Origin of the sequence: Hamadaea sp. (genome assembly GCF_013362815.1) — a bacterium.
Taxonomy (GTDB): domain Bacteria; phylum Actinomycetota; class Actinomycetes; order Mycobacteriales; family Micromonosporaceae; genus Hamadaea.
The window spans coordinates 1-15,020 of the sequence record NZ_JABFVK010000114.1; the positions used below are offsets into that span (position 1 = coordinate 1).

16 protein-coding genes are annotated in these 15,020 nt (G+C 70.2%); 1 reads left to right on the forward strand and 15 read right to left on the reverse strand.

Annotated elements, in window-relative coordinates; translation table 11 throughout:
• From HOV77_RS33890 to argC, 7 genes are all read right to left on the reverse strand, one after another.
• Nucleotides 1-908: argininosuccinate synthase (locus tag HOV77_RS33890; RefSeq protein WP_290870249.1), on the reverse strand; the 908-nt coding region annotated here is incomplete at its 3' end.
• On the reverse strand, nt 905-1,405 hold the full coding sequence (locus HOV77_RS33895) for an arginine repressor (protein ID WP_290870252.1): 501 nt from the start codon (nt 1,403-1,405) through the stop codon (nt 905-907). The genes HOV77_RS33890 and HOV77_RS33895, both read right to left, overlap by 4 nt.
• Entirely contained in the window at nt 1,402-2,340 is a 939-nt protein-coding gene (gene argF, locus HOV77_RS33900; protein WP_290870255.1) for an ornithine carbamoyltransferase, read from the reverse strand. Before argF ends, HOV77_RS33895 begins: the two co-directional genes overlap by 4 nt.
• Nucleotides 2,340-3,548 (reverse strand): acetylornithine transaminase, encoded by a 1,209-nt coding sequence (locus HOV77_RS33905; RefSeq protein WP_290870258.1) that lies wholly within the window; start codon nt 3,546-3,548, stop codon nt 2,340-2,342. Before HOV77_RS33905 ends, argF begins: the two co-directional genes overlap by 1 nt.
• Nucleotides 3,545-4,441 carry an acetylglutamate kinase gene (gene argB / locus HOV77_RS33910; RefSeq protein WP_290870261.1) on the reverse strand — a complete coding sequence of 299 codons (897 nt, stop codon included), beginning with the start codon at nt 4,439-4,441 and terminating at the stop codon, nt 3,545-3,547. Before argB ends, HOV77_RS33905 begins: the two co-directional genes overlap by 4 nt.
• Nucleotides 4,438-5,613: a bifunctional glutamate N-acetyltransferase/amino-acid acetyltransferase ArgJ gene (argJ, locus tag HOV77_RS33915; protein ID WP_290870264.1), complete on the reverse strand. Its 1,176-nt coding sequence runs from the start codon at nt 5,611-5,613 to the stop codon at nt 4,438-4,440. Before argJ ends, argB begins: the two co-directional genes overlap by 4 nt.
• 4 nt (nt 5,614-5,617) lie before the next feature.
• Entirely contained in the window at nt 5,618-6,628 is a 1,011-nt protein-coding gene (gene argC, locus HOV77_RS33920) for an N-acetyl-gamma-glutamyl-phosphate reductase (protein ID WP_290870267.1), read from the reverse strand.
• Between the two features lie 246 nt (nt 6,629-6,874).
• Between argC and HOV77_RS33925 the strand changes: the two genes are divergently transcribed.
• On the forward strand, nt 6,875-8,272 hold the full coding sequence (locus HOV77_RS33925) for a cellulose binding domain-containing protein (protein ID WP_290870270.1): 1,398 nt from the start codon (nt 6,875-6,877) through the stop codon (nt 8,270-8,272).
• A gap of 31 nt (nt 8,273-8,303) precedes the next feature.
• Here the strand turns inward: HOV77_RS33925 and smpB are convergent, their stop codons facing one another.
• From smpB to infC, 8 genes are all read right to left on the reverse strand, one after another.
• Entirely contained in the window at nt 8,304-8,786 is a 483-nt protein-coding gene (gene smpB / locus HOV77_RS33930; RefSeq protein ID WP_290870272.1) for an SsrA-binding protein SmpB, read from the reverse strand.
• A 101-nt stretch (nt 8,787-8,887) separates the two neighbouring features.
• Nucleotides 8,888-11,392, reverse strand: coding sequence for a phenylalanine--tRNA ligase subunit beta (pheT, locus tag HOV77_RS33935; protein WP_290870275.1), 2,505 nt, complete (start codon nt 11,390-11,392; stop codon nt 8,888-8,890).
• A gap of 1 nt (nt 11,393) precedes the next feature.
• The gene (gene pheS, locus HOV77_RS33940; RefSeq protein WP_290870278.1) at nt 11,394-12,476 is read right to left on the reverse strand and encodes a phenylalanine--tRNA ligase subunit alpha; all 1,083 of its coding nucleotides are present in this window, start codon (nt 12,474-12,476) and stop codon (nt 11,394-11,396) included.
• Nucleotides 12,477-12,859: 383 nt separating this feature from the next.
• On the reverse strand, nt 12,860-13,105 hold the full coding sequence (locus HOV77_RS33945) for a hypothetical protein (RefSeq protein WP_290870281.1): 246 nt from the start codon (nt 13,103-13,105) through the stop codon (nt 12,860-12,862).
• Between the two features lie 7 nt (nt 13,106-13,112).
• Nucleotides 13,113-13,892 carry an RNA methyltransferase gene (locus HOV77_RS33950; protein ID WP_290870284.1) on the reverse strand — a complete coding sequence of 260 codons (780 nt, stop codon included), beginning with the start codon at nt 13,890-13,892 and terminating at the stop codon, nt 13,113-13,115.
• Between the two features lie 8 nt (nt 13,893-13,900).
• Complete coding sequence (gene rplT, locus HOV77_RS33955; protein WP_290870287.1) at nt 13,901-14,272, reverse strand: 50S ribosomal protein L20; 372 nt, start codon at nt 14,270-14,272, stop codon at nt 13,901-13,903.
• Between the two features lie 34 nt (nt 14,273-14,306).
• The gene (gene rpmI / locus HOV77_RS33960; protein ID WP_290870290.1) at nt 14,307-14,501 is read right to left on the reverse strand and encodes a 50S ribosomal protein L35; all 195 of its coding nucleotides are present in this window, start codon (nt 14,499-14,501) and stop codon (nt 14,307-14,309) included.
• A gap of 60 nt (nt 14,502-14,561) precedes the next feature.
• Nucleotides 14,562-15,020 (reverse strand): translation initiation factor IF-3 (infC, locus tag HOV77_RS33965; RefSeq protein ID WP_290870293.1); only part of this gene is annotated, 459 nt, incomplete at its 5' end.

Consider the following 15,020-nt stretch of genomic DNA (forward strand, 5'->3'; position numbering starts at 1 on the left):
TCGACCGACTTCTTGAACCGGGCGAGGTCCCGCTCGACGGTGACGTTCTCCAGCTCCTGGTGCGCGGTGATCAGCGCGATCGCGCCCGGCGCCTCGTAGACCTCGCGGCTCTTGATGCCGACCAGCCGGTCTTCGACCATGTCGAGCCGGCCGACGCCCTGCGCGCCCGCGCGGCGGTTCAGCTCGGCGATCGCCTGGAACGGCGTGACCGTCTCACCGTCGATGGCGACCGGGCGGCCCTGCTCGAAGGTGATGACGACCTCGTCGGGGTCGCGGGGCTCGGCCGGGTTCGACGTGTAGGAGTAGATGTCTTCGATCGGCGCGTTCCAGATGTCTTCGAGGAAGCCCGTCTCGACGGCGCGGCCGAAGATGTTCTGGTCGATCGAGTACGGCGACTTCTTGCTCTGGTCGATCGGCAGGCTCCTGCTCTCGGCGTACGCGATGGCCTTGTCCCTGGTCCACGCGAAGTCGCGAGCGGGCGCGACGACCTTGAGGTGCGGGGCGAGCGCGCCGATGCCGACCTCGAAGCGGACCTGGTCGTTGCCCTTGCCGGTGCAGCCGTGCGAGACGACGGTGCCGCTGTGCTTCTTCGCGGCCTCGACGAGGTGCTTGACGATCAGCGGCCGCGACAGCGCGCTGACCAGCGGGTAGCGGTCCATGTAGAGCGCGTTCGCGCGGATCGCGGGCAGGCAGAAGTCGGCGGCGAACTCCTCGCGCGCGTCGACCACCTCGGACTCGACCGCGCCGCAGGCGAGCGCCCGCTTGCGCACGACCTCCATGTCCTCGCCACCCTGGCCGACGTCGACGAGGACGGCGATGACCTCGGCGTCCATCTTCTCGGCGAGGTACGGAATGGCGACGGACGTGTCCAGGCCGCCGGAGTAGGCCAGTACGACCCGCTCGGTCATGATGGTGCTCCCTCTGTGATTTCTTGTTCGAGATTTGCCCAGGCCGCGAACTTGCCGGCCAACCCGGCGCCGGTAGTGGTGTCGCGCGCCACGATGAAGATGGTGTCGTCGCCCGCGATGGTGCCGGCGACTTCGGGGAGGCCGCTGCGATCGATCGCGCTGGCCAGGAACTGCGCCGCCCCGGGCGGGGTCCGCAGGACCGTGATGTTTCCACTGTGGTCGGTCCCGGTCAGCAGCTCCTTGAGCAGCCGGACCAGGCGTACCTGGGCCTGCTCGACGGGACGCAACGCCCGGGTGCCGTCCTCCGGGATCAGGTAGACCCCGCCGACCTTGATCGCCCGCAGCTCCTCCAGGTCCCGCGACAGCGTCGCCTGGGTCACCTGCACGCCGTCCGTCGCGAGCAGCTCGGCCAGCTCGGTCTGCGAGCGTACCGAGCCGGCCCGGATCAGCTCCTCGATCCGGGCATGCCGCGCGGTCCGCGTCAAAGGTGCGGTCATGCTGACTCCAGGAGGCTGTGCTCCAGGAGAAACGCCAGCAGCGCCTTCTGCGCGTGCAAGCGGTTCTCGGCCTGGTCGAACACCGCGCTGTGCGGCCCGTCCAGGACCCCGTCCGTGATCTCCTCGCCCCGGTGCGCGGGCAGGCAGTGCAGCACGATCGCCGCCGGGTCCGCGTGTTCCACCAGCTCCTCATTCAACTGGTACGCGAAGAAGGGGCGGACGCGATCCTTGCCGTCGTTCTCCTGACCCATCGACGTCCAGGCGTCCGTCGCGAGGACGTGCGCGCCGGTGGCCGCCTCGATCGGGTCGCGCAGGACGCGGACGGAGCCGCCGGTCGACGCCGCGATCTTCTCGGCGTCGGCGACGATCGCGGGGTCGGGGTCGAAGCCTTCGGGGCCGGAGACGCGGACGTGCATACCGGCGGTCGCTCCGGCGACCAGGTAGGAGTTGGCCATGTTGTTCGCCGCGTCCCCCAGGTACGCCAGGGTCAGCCCGGCCGTGCGGCCGAACTTCTCGCGTACCGTGAGCAGGTCGGCCAGCAGCTGACAGGGGTGGAACCCGTCGGTCAGCGCGTTGATCACGGGAACCGTCGCGCCCGAGGCCACCTCGGCCAGGCGCTCGTCGCCATAGGTGCGCATGACGATCGCGGACACGTACCGGGAGAGCACCCGACCGGTGTCGGCCAGCGACTCGCCCCGGCCGAGGTGGGTGTTCACGGTGTCCACGGTGATCGGGTGCCCGCCGAGGTCGGAGATGCCTACCTCGAACGACAACCGGGTCCGCAGGGACTGCTTGTCGAAGAAGACCGCGACCGACTTCGGGCCCTGCAACGGCCGGTACGCCCACCGGTCGGCCTTCATCTGGGCGGCCAGCTCCAGCACGGCCGACTGCTCAGCCGGAGTCAGGTCGTCGTCCCGCAAGAAGTTCCTAGCCATCACGCGGCTCCCGGGTACGCCGCGTCGAAGGCCGACGGCAGCGCCGCTAACAGAGCGTCCACCTGCTCGGCGGAGATGATCAGCGGCGGGGCCAGCCGCAGCACGTCGGGCTGGCACGCGTTGACGATGAAGCCCGCGTCCCGCAGCAGCCCGACCACGGCGGCACCGGCCGGAGCGGTCAGCTGTACGCCGAGCAGCAGACCCGCACCGCGTACGTGGTCGACGAGCGGGTGGCCGAGCGCCTCGATCCCCCGCCGCAGCCGCTCCCCGACCCGCTTGACGTGATCGAGCAGCCCGTCGGCGGCGATCGTACGCAGCACGGCGAGCCCGGCCGCGCAGGCGATCGGATTGCCCCCGAAGGTGGTGCCGTGGTGGCCCGGCTGGAACAGTCCGGCTGCCCCACCCGGGTGCGACTCGGCGAACTCGCCGTCGGCGAAGGCGATCGCCGCTCCCAGCGGAAGCCCGCCGCCCAACCCCTTGGCGAGCGTGATGATGTCGGGCGCGACGCCTTCGGCCTGGCACTGGAACCAGTGACCGGTGCGGCCGACGCCGGTCTGCACCTCGTCGAGGACGAACAGCGCGCCTCGCTCGGCCGTGATCTCGCGTACGCCGGCGAGGTAGCCGGGCGGGGCCACGACGACGCCGCCCTCACCCATGATCGGCTCGAGGATCACCATGGCGGTGTTCTCGTCGACCGCCGCCGCCAGTGCGGCCAGGTCGCCGTAAGGCACGTGGGTGACGTCGCCGGGCAGCGGCGTGAACGGGTCCCGCTTGCCGGGCTGCCCGGTCAGCGACAGCGCGCCCATCGTCCGGCCGTGGAAGGCACCCTGAGCAGCCACGATGCCCGTACGCCCCGTCAGCCGGGACATCTTGAAGGCAGCCTCGTTGGCCTCCGCCCCGGAGTTGCAGAAGAACACCTTGCCGGGCCGCCCGGTCAATGCCAGGAGCAGCTCGGCCAGCGCCACGGTGGGCTCGGCGGCGTAGAAGTTCGAGACGTGGCCGAGCTTCGCGACCTGCTCGGAGACGGCCGACACGACGGCCGGGTGCGCATGGCCGAGCGCGTTGACCGCGATCCCGCCCAGGAAGTCCACGTAGGACTTGCCCGCCTCGTCCACGAGGACGGCGCCCTGGCCGCTCACCAGCCCGACGGTGGGGGTGCCGTAGTTGTCGGCCAGCGAATGCTGCCATCTGTCCAAAAGGGAGGTCATGGGGTCACCATCGTTCCGTGGCCGGCTTCCGTGAAGATTTCGAGGAGGGTCGAATGGGGGCTGCGGCCGTCCACGACGTGCGCCGCCGGCACCCCACCGCGTACCGCGCGCAGGCAGGCCTCCATCTTGGGGACCATGCCGGCGGCGAGCTCGGGGAGTAGCTTGTCCAGCTCGTCGGCGGTCAGTTCGGAGATCAGGCTGCTGGTGTCGGGCCAGTTGGCGTACAACCCGGCGACGTCGGTGAGGACGACGAGCTTGCGGGCACCGAGGGCGATCGCGAGCGCCGCCGCGGCCGTGTCGGCGTTGAGGTTGTGGATCACGCCGTCGGCGTCGGGGGCGACGGTGGACACCACCGGGATCTGCCCGGCCGCGAGCACCTGGGCGACGACCGTCGGATTCACCTCGGCCACGTCACCGACCAGGCCGACGTCGACCGGCTCGCCGTCGACCACGGCGGGACGGCGTACCGCCGTGAACAGGCCGCCGTCACTGCCGGACAGCCCGACGGCCAACGGGCCGTGCGCGTTGATCTCGCCGACCAGCTCCTGGCCGACCTGGCCGACCAGCACCATCTGGACGATCTTCATCGTCTCCGGCGTGGTGACCCGCAGACCGCCCCGGAACTCGCTGGTGAGGCCGACCTGCTCCAGCATGGCCGAGATCTGCGGCCCGCCGCCGTGCACGACGACCGGCTGCAGCCCGGCCTGCCGGAGGAAGACCATGTCGGCGGCGAAGGCGGCACGCAGCTCTTCGGAGACCATGGCGTTGCCGCCGTACTTCACGACGGTGATCGCACCCCGGAACCGGTTGAGCCACGGCAACGCCTCGACGAGGACGGCCGCCTTCTGCTCAGCTGACAACACCACCCGCCCGCCCACACGATTCTCCGTCATGACGAGTACGCCGAATTCTCGTGGACGTAGTCGTGCGACAGGTCGTTGGTCCAGATGGTGGCCTGCGAAGCACCGGCGTTGAGGTCGATGGTGATCTGCACCTGCGACTCTGCGAGGTCCACCTTGGACCGATCCTCGGCGGCCGAACCGTTGCGGCAGATCCACACGCCGTTGATCGCGACGTCGAGCCGGTCCGGATCGAAGGCGGCGTCGGTCGTGCCGACGGCGGCCAGGATCCGGCCCCAGTTGGGGTCCTTGCCGAACAGCGCGCACTTGACCAGGTTGTTGCGTGCGACGGCCCGGCCCACGGACACCGCGTCCGATTCGGTCGCCGCGTGCACCACTTCGATGGCGATCTGCTTGGTGTTGCCCTCGGCGTCGGCCAGCAACTGCTGGGCGAGGTCGTGGCAGGCGGCGGTGACCGCGGCGGTCAGCTCCTCCTGCGACGGCTCCATTCCGGAGGCTCCACTCGCAAGTAGCAGGACGGTGTCGTTGGTGGACATCGCCCCGTCGGAGTCGAGCCGGTCGAAGGTCAGCCGGCACGCCTCGCGCAGCGCCTCGTCCAGCGCCGACGATCCGGCGATGGCGTCGGTCGTGAGCACGACGAGCATGGTGGCCAGCGCCGGGGCGAGCATCCCCGCGCCCTTGGCCATGCCGCCGACGCACCAGCCGTCCCGGGGAATCACCGTGTGCTTCGCGACGGTGTCGGTGGTCATGATGGCTTCGGCCGCGTGCCCGCCGCCGTTCGGCGTCAGCGCCTTGGCCGCCGCCGTGACCCCGCTCAGGACCTTGTCCATCGGCAGCCGTTCGCCGATGAGGCCGGTCGAGCAGACCGCGACGTCGCCCGCGCCCAGAAGCATGCGCTTGGCACCCGGGCCACGCAGGGCGGCGGCGACGGCCTCGGCGGTGGCGTGCGTGTCCTGGAAGCCGGCCGGGCCCGTGCAGGCGTTGGCCCCACCGGAGTTCAGCACGACCGCCTTGAGGACGCCGCCTTTGAGCACCTGCCGGCTCCAGAGCACCGGAGCCGCCTGTACGCGGTTGGCGGTGAAGACTCCGGCGGCGGTCGCGTCGGGGCCGTCGTTCACGACGAGGGCCAGGTCCGGCTTGCCGCTGGCCTTGATCCCGGCGGTCACACCGGCGGCCCGGAAGCCCTGAGGTGCGGTGACAGACATGGATTCACCGAGTCCCATAGATCGGCAGGCCGGCCGTCTCAGCCAGGCCCAGCATCAAGTTGGCACACTGCACGGCCTGTCCGGCCGCACCCTTGCCGAGGTTGTCGATGGCGCTGACCACGATCACCCGGCCGCTGTCGACGTCGACGGCGGCTTGCAGGTGACAGCTGTTGGAGCCGAGCGTGGCGCTGGTGTGGGGCTGCTGACCCTCGGCGAGGACGTGCACGAAAGGCTCGTTCGCGTACGCGTCGGCGAGCACCTCACGAACGACGGCCCCGGTGATGTCGCAGCTGGTCGGGCGGCCGGTAACGGTGGCGAGGATGCCCCGCGGCATCGGCGCGAGCACCGGCGTGAACGACAGCGAGCGCGCCCCGGTCGCCTGCTTGATCTCGGGCACGTGCTGGTGAGCGCCCACCTTGTAGGGGCTCAGGTCGCTCATGACCTCCGAGCCGAGCAGGTGCGCCTTCGGCGCCTTGCCCGCTCCGGTGGTGCCGCTGGCCGCGACGACGACGACGTCGGCCGGTTCGATCAGGTCGGCGGCGATCAGCGGGGCGAGCGCGAGCGTCGTCGCGACGGCGTAGCAGCCGGTGGCGGCCACCCGATCGCTGCTCGCGATGTGGATACGCTGGCCAGGCAGCTCGGGCAGACCGTAGGTCCAGGTCCCGGCGTGCTCGCCGCCGTAGTACTTGGTCCACTGCGCGCCGTCGATCAGCCGGTGGTCAGCGCCGAGGTCGACGACCTTCACTCCGGCCGGCAGCTGAGCGGCGACGGCCGCCGACTGCCCGTGCGGTAGCGCCAGGAACACCAGGTCAGCGCCGCTCAAGGTGGCCGAATCGGTCTCGGTCAGGGTCAGGTCCAGCGCCGCCAACTGCGGGTGTACGCGACCGAGTGGCTGTCCGGCCTGGGAGTGCGCCGTCGCGGCGACCACGTCGATGTCGGGGTGCCCGGCGAGCAGGCGCAGCAGCTCGCCGCCTGCGTACCCGCTGGCCCCCGCGACTGCCGCTTTGATGCTCATACCGTCCTCCGCAACTTTATGCAGGAATGAGCATACCGACGCCCGCATCTTCATGCAACCCGCCGCGTTGATCATGAACCTAGGGTCCGGGTCGCCGGCGCGCCGCACCCCCGAACCTCATGATCAACGCGGCGGCCGTCGAAAGATGTTCGACGGGGTCGGGGCTATACATCGAAGATTGTTGACGGTAAGCTGCGGGCTCGGGAGCGCTCCCACCATCCCACTCCACGCCCATGGAGGAAACAGATGAGACACCGCATGCTCGCCGCCCTCGCGGCGGGTGCGCTGATCGTGGCCGGGACGCTCGCCGCGTCCGGCGCCGCCCACGCCGACGTCACGATCTGCGAGAAGTACGGCTCCACCACGATTCAGAGCGGGCGCTACGTCGTCCAGAACAACAACTGGGGCGACGACACGACCCAGTGCATCAACGTCACCGGCACCGGCTTCGCCGTGACCACCGCCAGCCACAACAAGGCCACCAACGGCGCGCCCGGGGCGTACCCGTCGGTCTTCTACGGATGCCACTACGCCAACTGCAGCAGCGGCAGCGGCCTGCCGCTGCAGGCGAGCACCAGCACGTTCGCGGGGATCACCACCTCGGTCTCGATGAGCTACCCGTCGAGCGGGGTGTGGGACGCGGCGTACGACATCTGGTTCGACCCCACCCCGCGTACCGACGGCCAGAACACCGGGGCCGAGATCATGATCTGGCTCAACAAGATGGGCTCGATCCAGCCGGTCGGCTCCCAGGTCGGCACCGCGAACATCAACGGCGCGACGTGGAACGTCTGGGAAGGCAACATCGGCTGGAACGTGGTCTCCTACGTCCGGCAGTCGGCGACCGGCTCGATGAACTTCACGGTCAACGACTTCTACAGCGACGCCGTCAACCGTGGGTACGCCCAGCGCAGCTGGTACCTGACCAGCATTCAGGCCGGCTTCGAGCCGTGGGTCGGGCAGACCGGGCTCGCGGTGAACGCGTTCTCCGTCGGCAGCGGCGGCGGAGGCGGAGGCGATACGTCGCCGCCGTCGACTCCAGCGAACCTCACCGCCTCCGGCGCGACCGCCAGCAGTGTGAACCTGAACTGGAGCGCGTCGTCGGACAACGTCGGCGTCACCGGATACGACGTCTACCGGGCCACGAACGGCGGCTCGTTCAGCCAGATCGCGACCGCCTCCGGAACCTCTTACACTGCGACCGGCCTGGCCGCGTCGACGCAATACCAGTTCTACGTCCGCGCCCGTGACGCGGCCGGGAACACCTCCGGCAACTCGGCGACGGTCACCGCGACCACGTCCGGGGGCGGCGGAGGCGGCGGCGGTGGCTCGTGCCGGGTGAAGTACGTCCCCAACACCTGGAACACCGGGTTCACCGCCGACGTCACCGTCACCAACACCAGCTCCAGCACGGTGAACGGCTGGACCGTCGCCTGGTCCTTCGCGGGCAACCAGCACGTCACCAGCAGCTGGAACGCCACCGTCACCCAAAGTGGGCAGTCGGTGACCGCCAAGGACGTGGGCTACAACGGCACCCTCGCCGCCGGTGCGAGCACCGCCTTCGGCTTCCAGGGCACCTACTCCGGCACCAACACGTCGCCGTCGGCGTTCACGCTCAACGGCGTCGCCTGCTCCCTCGGCTGATTCCCATCCCCTCACGGTGCCCCGGTCCTCCCTAGGGCCGGGGCACCCCCTTGAGATGACGGCCGAACTCCCGCGAGATCTCCCGGTTGGCGTCCCGTTCGGCCAGCACCTGCCGCTTGTCGTACGCCTTCCGCCCCCGAGCCAGCCCCAGCTCCACCTTCGCCCAGCCGTTGGCGAAATACATCGACAACGGGATCAGCGTGATCCCCGGATCGCGCAGCTTCAGCAGGATCTTCTCGATCTCCATCCGGTGCAGCAGCAGCTTGCGAATCCGGCGGGGCGTGTGATTCGTCCAGGTGCCCAGGGCGTACTCGGCGATGTGGAGGCCGTGCAGGAGCAGCTCGCCGTCGCTCTCCTGGGCGAACGCGTCGACCAGCGAGACGCGGCCGTCGCGCAGCGACTTCACCTCGGTGCCGCGCAACACGAGGCCCGCCTCGTAGGTCTTGAGGATCTCGTAGTCGTGCCGCGCCTTGCGGTTGACCGCGATGACCTTGCGCTTCTCGTCCCTTGCCATCGCACCTCCCCGTCGGGCTCTTCCCTTCAGATCACGGTCACGCAGGCTTCCGAGGGCTCGGGATGCCTGCGTAACCGTGATCTGCAGCTGAAACGGATGGGTCAGGCGCCGCGCAGCACCGCGCCGAACCGCGCCGCGGTGACGGCGACCGCCGCGTCCCGGGCGGCGACCGCCTCCTCACCGGTGAGCGTGCGATCCGGGGCACGGAAGACCAGCTTGTACGCCAGCGACTTCTGCCCGGGGTCGATGCCCTGACCGGTGTACACGTCGAAGAGGCGTACCGATTCCAGGAGCGGGCCGGCCCCCTCGCGGAGCGCCGCTTCGACTTCGGCCGCCGAGACTTCCTGCGGCAGCACGAGCGCGACGTCGATCAGCGCGGGCGGGAAGTTGGACAGCACCGGCGGCGGGGTGACCCCCGGCAGCGGAACGAGGTCCAGGTCCAGCTCCATGGCACAGGCCCGCTTCGGGAGGTCCTGCTCGGCGCAGACCGCCGGGTGCAGCTCACCGGCGTACCCGATGATCTCGCCGTCGACCTTGATCGCCGCGCACCGGCCGGGATGCCACGGAGCCTGCTCCGCCGCGGCGATCTCGACCCGCGCGGCGTCGAGGCCGGCCGTGGCGAGGGTGTCTCGGGCGGCCTGGATCGCGTCGGACCAGTCGGCGGCGCGCCCGGCGCCCCAGCGACCGGCCGGCTCCAGCGGCGACCCGGCGAGGACCGCCGCGACGTGGTACGGCTGGTGCGGCACGTATTCCTGGGCGAGCCGCCATTCCTCTTCGGACGGACGGCTCGCGATCGTCATCACCGGCGGGATGCCCTGGCGCTGGGCGGCCCGGAAGACCAGGCCCACCTCGAACAGGGCGACGTCGCGCTGGCCCCGGCCGATGTTGCGCTTGAGCGTGGTCAGCAGCGGCGGGAGCAGTGACGTCCGGAGCAGCGGCTCCTCGTCCGACAGCGGGTTGGCCAGCCGGACGGCGTCGGTGGGCAGCCCGAGCGAGGTCAGCGCGGCGGCCGACACGAACGGGTTGCAGATCACCTCGACGTAGCCCTGCTCGGCCAACGCGCGGCCGATGGACCGGCGACGGCGCTGCTGTGGGGTGAGGCCGTTGCCGGGCGGCGCGATCGGCAGAACGCTCGGCACCTTGTCCAGACCGTCGAGCCGGACGACCTCCTCGACGAGGTCGGCGGGCTGGAGCAGATCCGGCCGCCAGCTCGGCGGGGTCACCTCGAACTCGTCGCCGATCGCCACTCGGCAGCCGACCTCGGTCAGCACCTCGGCCACCCGCTCGGCTGCGTACGTCACCCCGATGAGACGGGTGGGCAGCGCCGGGTCGAGACGCAGCGAGAACGGCTCCGGCGGGTAGTTCGCGTCGGTGATCTCGGCACCGGCCTTGCCACCGCCGTACTCCGTCAGCAGGGCGACCGCCCGTTCGATGGCGACGAGGCACAGTTCACGGTCGACGCCGCGCTCCCAGCGCTTGGCCGCCTCGCTGAACAGCTTGTGCCGCCGGGCGGTCCGCCCGACCATCACCGGATCCCAGTGCGCCGCCTCGAAGAGGACCGTCGTCGTCTCGGGTGCGACCTCGCTGGTCTGCCCGCCCATGACCGCCGCCAGCGAGATCGGCCCGCTGTCGTCGCAGATGATCATGTCTTCGGCGGCGAGTACGCGAGTCACACCGTCCAAAGTGGTCAGCTTCTCGCCTTGGGCGGCCCGGCGTACGACGAGCGGGCCCTGGACGCGGTCGGCGTCGAAGGCGTGCATCGGCTGACCGAGCTCCAGCATCACGTAGTTCGTGATGTCGATCGGCAACCCCAGCACGCGTACGCCGGCCGCCGTCAACCGGCGGGCCATGAAGTCCGGGGTGGCGGCGTTCGGGTCGACCCCGCGAACGAGGCGGGCGGCGAACCGATCGCAGCCGGCCGGATCGTCGATCACCAGGTCCCAGGCGTCGCCGCTCGTGGCGCTGCTGTGCAATGCCAGGCCGGGGTCGCTGAACGGCACTTGGAAGGCGTGGGCCAGTTCCCGGGCCAGCCCCCGGACGGACATCTGATAGCCGCGGTCGGGCGTCGGCGTGACGTCGATCAGCATGTCGTCCAGGCCGACGATCGGCCGTGCATCCGCCCCCGGCTGTACGCCCCGGGCCGCCGCCGCGCCGGCCTCGGAAGCGGGCGCGAGGACGATGATGCCGTCGTGCTCGTCGCTGATGCCCAGCTCCCGAGCCGAGCAGATCATGCCGGCCGACATGTGCCCGTAGGTCTTACGCGCGCCGATCTGGAATCCGCCCGGCAGCTCACCACCGGGCAGGATCACCACGACGAGGTCGCCGACCGCGAAATTGGTCGCGCCACAGACGATCTCCTGCGGCTCCCCCGTCCCGTTGGCCGCGCCGACGTCCACGGTGCAGAACCGGATCGGCTTCTTGAAGCCGGTCAGCTCCTCGATCGTCAGGACCCGGCCGACGACCAGCGAACCCTTCACCGTCTCCCGCTGATCGACGATCTCCTCGACCTCGATGCCGAGGTTGTTGAGCGCGGTGTCCAGCTCGGCGGCGGTCACCGACTCGGGCAGCGCTACGAACTCCCGCAGCCAGGACAGACCCACCCGCATCTCAGTGCACCTCCATGCCGAACGCGCGGGTGAACCGCACGTCGCCCTCGAACATCTCCCGCATGTCGGACACGCCGTTGCGGAACATCAGCGTCCGGTCGATCCCCATGCCGAACGCGAAACCGGAGTAGACGTCCGGGTCGATCCCGCAGGCCCGCAGCACGTTCGGGTTGACCATGCCGCAGCCGCCCCACTCGACCCACTGCGGGCCGTCGCGGTGCTCGGCGAACCACACGTCGAACTCGGCCGACGGCTCGGTGAACGGGAAGTAGTGCGGCCGCCAGCGCGTCCGCGCGTCGGGGCCGAACATCGCCCGCGCGAAGTGGTCGAGCGTCCCCTTCAGGTGCGCCATGGTGATGCCCTTGTCCACGACCAGGCCCTCGACCTGGTGGAACACCGGCGAATGCGTCGCGTCGAGTTCGTCGGTGCGGTAGACCCGGCCGGGCACGACCACGTAGATCGGCGGCTTTCGGGTCAGCATCGTGCGGGCCTGCACCGGGGAGGTGTGCGTACGCAGAACCAGCCCGGACTCGGTGGCCTCGCCCGCGCCCTGCACCCAGAAGGTGTCCATCAGACCCCGGGCGGGGTGGTCGGCCGGAATGTTGAGCGCGTCGAAGTTGGCCCACTCGAGTTCGACCTCGGGACCTTCGGCGATCTCGTAGCCCATCCCGATGAACATGTCGCCGACCCGCTCCATCAGCGTGGTCAGCGGGTGCCGGGCGCCCCGGGGACGGCGGTCGGCCGGCAGCGTCACGTCGACGCGTTCCTCGCGCAGCACACGCTCGGCCTGCTCGGCCGCGAGCACCTCCTGGCGGGCGTCGAAAGCGGCCTGAATCGCCGTACGCGCGGCGTTCACCCGCTGGCCGGCCGACGCCTTCGCGGCCGGGGGCAGCGCGCCGATCTCCCGGCGGGCCAGCGACACCGGGCTACGGTCGCCCAGGTGCGCCGGCTTCAGCGCGCCCAGCGCGTCGACGTCGGCGGCCTCCGCGAACGCCTGGCCGGCCTCGGCCACGGCGGCGTCGAGCGCGTCGGAATCCAGCGACGCGACCTGCTTGGGGTCATACGGATCAGAGCGATAAGTCATCAGATCTCCAGCGAGCGGCAACGTGGACAGTTTAGGGACTCGCGACTTGGCCGCCGCCCGCCGGTGCTCGCTGGTGAGAAAGTGCGCTCAGCCCAGCCGCCCGCTACCAGCGGGCCGGCTAAACGAGAGAGTCATGCGCACGCTCAGATCCTACCCAACGCACCGCCGAGTGCGCTCTCCGGGCACGGTGATCATGATGCTACGGAGTCGATCACCCGGCGACCGCAGATGTTCGCTGCGGAAACGTCGTCGATCACCCCGATTAGTTCATGATCGCGCGGAAGAAAGGACGGGGGTCGCGCGGAAAGAGCGGCGCGGGGGTCGCGCGGAAAGAGCGGCGCGGGGGTCGCGCGGAAAGAAAGAGGGCAGGCGGGCGCACGGGCTTAGGGGTGGGACAGGAGGGCGACGGAGGCGACGGCGCCGACGCCCACGATGAGGACGGCGCCCACGAGTAGCGTCGCGGCGAGCAGGGGCTGCTGAGCGGAGACACCGGCCAGCGCGCCCGCGCCGAGCGCGATCACGACGACGGCCAGCCCGGTGCGGGCCCGGAACACCCGCCGGACGAACAGCAGGCCGAGACCGATCATCAGCAGGACGACCGTGGTGCCGAATCCGGCGAGGGGGGCCATGCCCCCATCATGCGCGCTGGGCTCGCGCGGAGGCGTACAGGCACACCGCGGCGGCGGCGGCGAGGTTCAGGCTTTCCGCGCCGCCGTAGATCGGCACCCGGACGGCTTCGTCGGCCTCGCTCAACGCGGCCTCCGGCAGGCCGTGCGCTTCCGATCCGAAAATCCATGCGGTACGCCCAGCGAGGCGGTCGTCGTCGGCGAGGTCGTCGAGGTCGCGAGCGGCGTATCCGCTAGTGGCCAGGGTTTGCAGCCCGGCCGCGCGCAACCGGTTCAGCAAGCCCGACCAGTCGCGCTCCCGGACGACGTCCACATGGAACAGACTGCCCGCACTGGCGCGTACGCATTTGCCGTTGTACGGGTCGACGGCGTCTCCGGCGAAGATCACGGTCTGCGCGCCCGCTGCGTCCGCCGTACGCAGGATCGTGCCGGCGTTGCCGGGATCGCGGATCTCCAGCACCACCGCGACGAGCCGGGGTTCCTTGGCGAGCGCGTCGGCCAGCGGGACGTCGACGGTGTCGCAGACGGCCACCACTCCCTGCGGTTGCACCGTCTCCGTCAGGGCGGCCATCGCGTCCTCGGTGACCATCGAGGCTCCGGGGTACTCCGCCTGGCGATCGGCGGTCACGAAGATTTCGCGTACCACTCCGGAAGCAAGAGCCGAGGCGACCGCTTGCGGCCCCTCGGCGAGGAAGGCGCCCTGGACCTCGCGGTCCTTGCGGCGCTGCAGTTTGATCGCGGACACGACTCGGGGGGTACGCCGAGTGAACGGCGCACCCCCCGTCGTCATCGAGTCGCTCAGGCCTGGGCCTGCGCCGCGACGGCCTTGCGCGCGACCTCGACGATGGCGGCGAACGCGGCCTCGTCGTGGACGGCGAGCTCGGCCAGGATCTTGCGGTCGACCTCCACCTCGGCGAGCTTGAGGCCCTGGATGAGGCGGTTGTAGGTCATGCCGTTGGCGCGGGCGGCCGCGTTGATCCGGGTGATCCACAGCTGGCGGAAGTCGCCCTTGCGGTCACGACGGTCGCGGTACGCGTACTGCATCGAGTGCAGTACCTGCTCCTTGGCCTTGCGGTAGAGCCGAGAGCGCTGGCCGCGGTAACCGCTCGCGGCCTCCAGCAGGGTACGGCGCTTCTTCTGGGCGTTGACCGCCCGCTTGACGCGTGCCATGTCGATTTACTCCTTCAGTTCGTCGTGGCGCGCGTCAGCGGCCGAGCATCTTCTTGACCCGCGGGAGGTCGGCTTTCGAGACCTCGACGGTGCCGGAGAGGTCACGCGTCTCCTTGGACGCCTTCACCTCGAGGCGGTGGCGCAGGCCGGTCTGCTGACGCAGGATCTTGCCGGTGCCGGTCACCTTGACCCGCTTGCCCATGCCGGTGTGGCTCTTCATCTTCGGCATTGCGAAGTATCTCCCCTGAATAATTCTTGCGTGCAGTGCTCGTCGCCGCCGTCGAGCCGGTCAGCTCTCGGCGGCGGGCTGTGCGACTTCCTCGGTCTCGGCGAGTTCGCCGTCCTCGGACTTGCCGCCCCGGACCGCGGCCGTGGCCTTGGTCGCCCGGTTCGGTGCGAGCACCATGATCATGTTTCGGCCGTCCTGCTTCGGGGCGGCCTCGACGAAGCCCAGCTCCGAGACCTCTTCCTCGAGCCGGCGCAGGAGCCGGTAGCCCAGCTCCGGGCGGCTCTGCTCCCGGCCGCGGAACATGATGGTCACCTTGACCTTGTCCCCGGCCTTGAGGAAGCGCACGACGTGACCCTTCTTGGTCTCGTAGTCGTGCTGGTCGATCTTCGGGCGCAGCTTCATTTCCTTGATGATGGTCTGTTGCTGGTTACGCCGGGCTTCCCTCGCCTTGAGCGCGCTCTCGTACTTGAACTTGCCGAAGTCCATGAGCTTGCAGACGGGCGGGCGGGCCATCGGCGC

Coding starts and splice junctions, on each gene's coding strand:
- HOV77_RS33945 (WP_290870281.1), bottom strand. CDS start 13,105: ATGGCCCCCCTCGCCGGATTCGGCACCACGGTCGTCCTGCTGATGATC.
- pheS (WP_290870278.1), bottom strand. CDS start 12,476: ATGACTTATCGCTCTGATCCGTATGACCCCAAGCAGGTCGCGTCGCTG.
- argJ (WP_290870264.1), bottom strand. CDS start 5,613: ATGTCTGTCACCGCACCTCAGGGCTTCCGGGCCGCCGGTGTGACCGCC.
- HOV77_RS33905 (WP_290870258.1), bottom strand. CDS start 3,548: ATGACCTCCCTTTTGGACAGATGGCAGCATTCGCTGGCCGACAACTAC.
- argC (WP_290870267.1), bottom strand. CDS start 6,628: ATGAGCATCAAAGCGGCAGTCGCGGGGGCCAGCGGGTACGCAGGCGGC.
- argF (WP_290870255.1), bottom strand. CDS start 2,340: ATGGCTAGGAACTTCTTGCGGGACGACGACCTGACTCCGGCTGAGCAG.
- rpmI (WP_290870290.1), bottom strand. CDS start 14,501: ATGCCGAAGATGAAGAGCCACACCGGCATGGGCAAGCGGGTCAAGGTG.
- pheT (WP_290870275.1), bottom strand. CDS start 11,392: ATGCGGGTGGGTCTGTCCTGGCTGCGGGAGTTCGTAGCGCTGCCCGAG.
- HOV77_RS33950 (WP_290870284.1), bottom strand. CDS start 13,892: ATGACGACGGGGGGTGCGCCGTTCACTCGGCGTACCCCCCGAGTCGTG.
- smpB (WP_290870272.1), bottom strand. CDS start 8,786: ATGGCAAGGGACGAGAAGCGCAAGGTCATCGCGGTCAACCGCAAGGCG.
- HOV77_RS33895 (WP_290870252.1), bottom strand. CDS start 1,405: ATGACCGCACCTTTGACGCGGACCGCGCGGCATGCCCGGATCGAGGAG.
- argB (WP_290870261.1), bottom strand. CDS start 4,441: ATGACGGAGAATCGTGTGGGCGGGCGGGTGGTGTTGTCAGCTGAGCAG.
- rplT (WP_290870287.1), bottom strand. CDS start 14,272: ATGGCACGCGTCAAGCGGGCGGTCAACGCCCAGAAGAAGCGCCGTACC.
- HOV77_RS33925 (WP_290870270.1), top strand. CDS start 6,875: ATGAGACACCGCATGCTCGCCGCCCTCGCGGCGGGTGCGCTGATCGTG.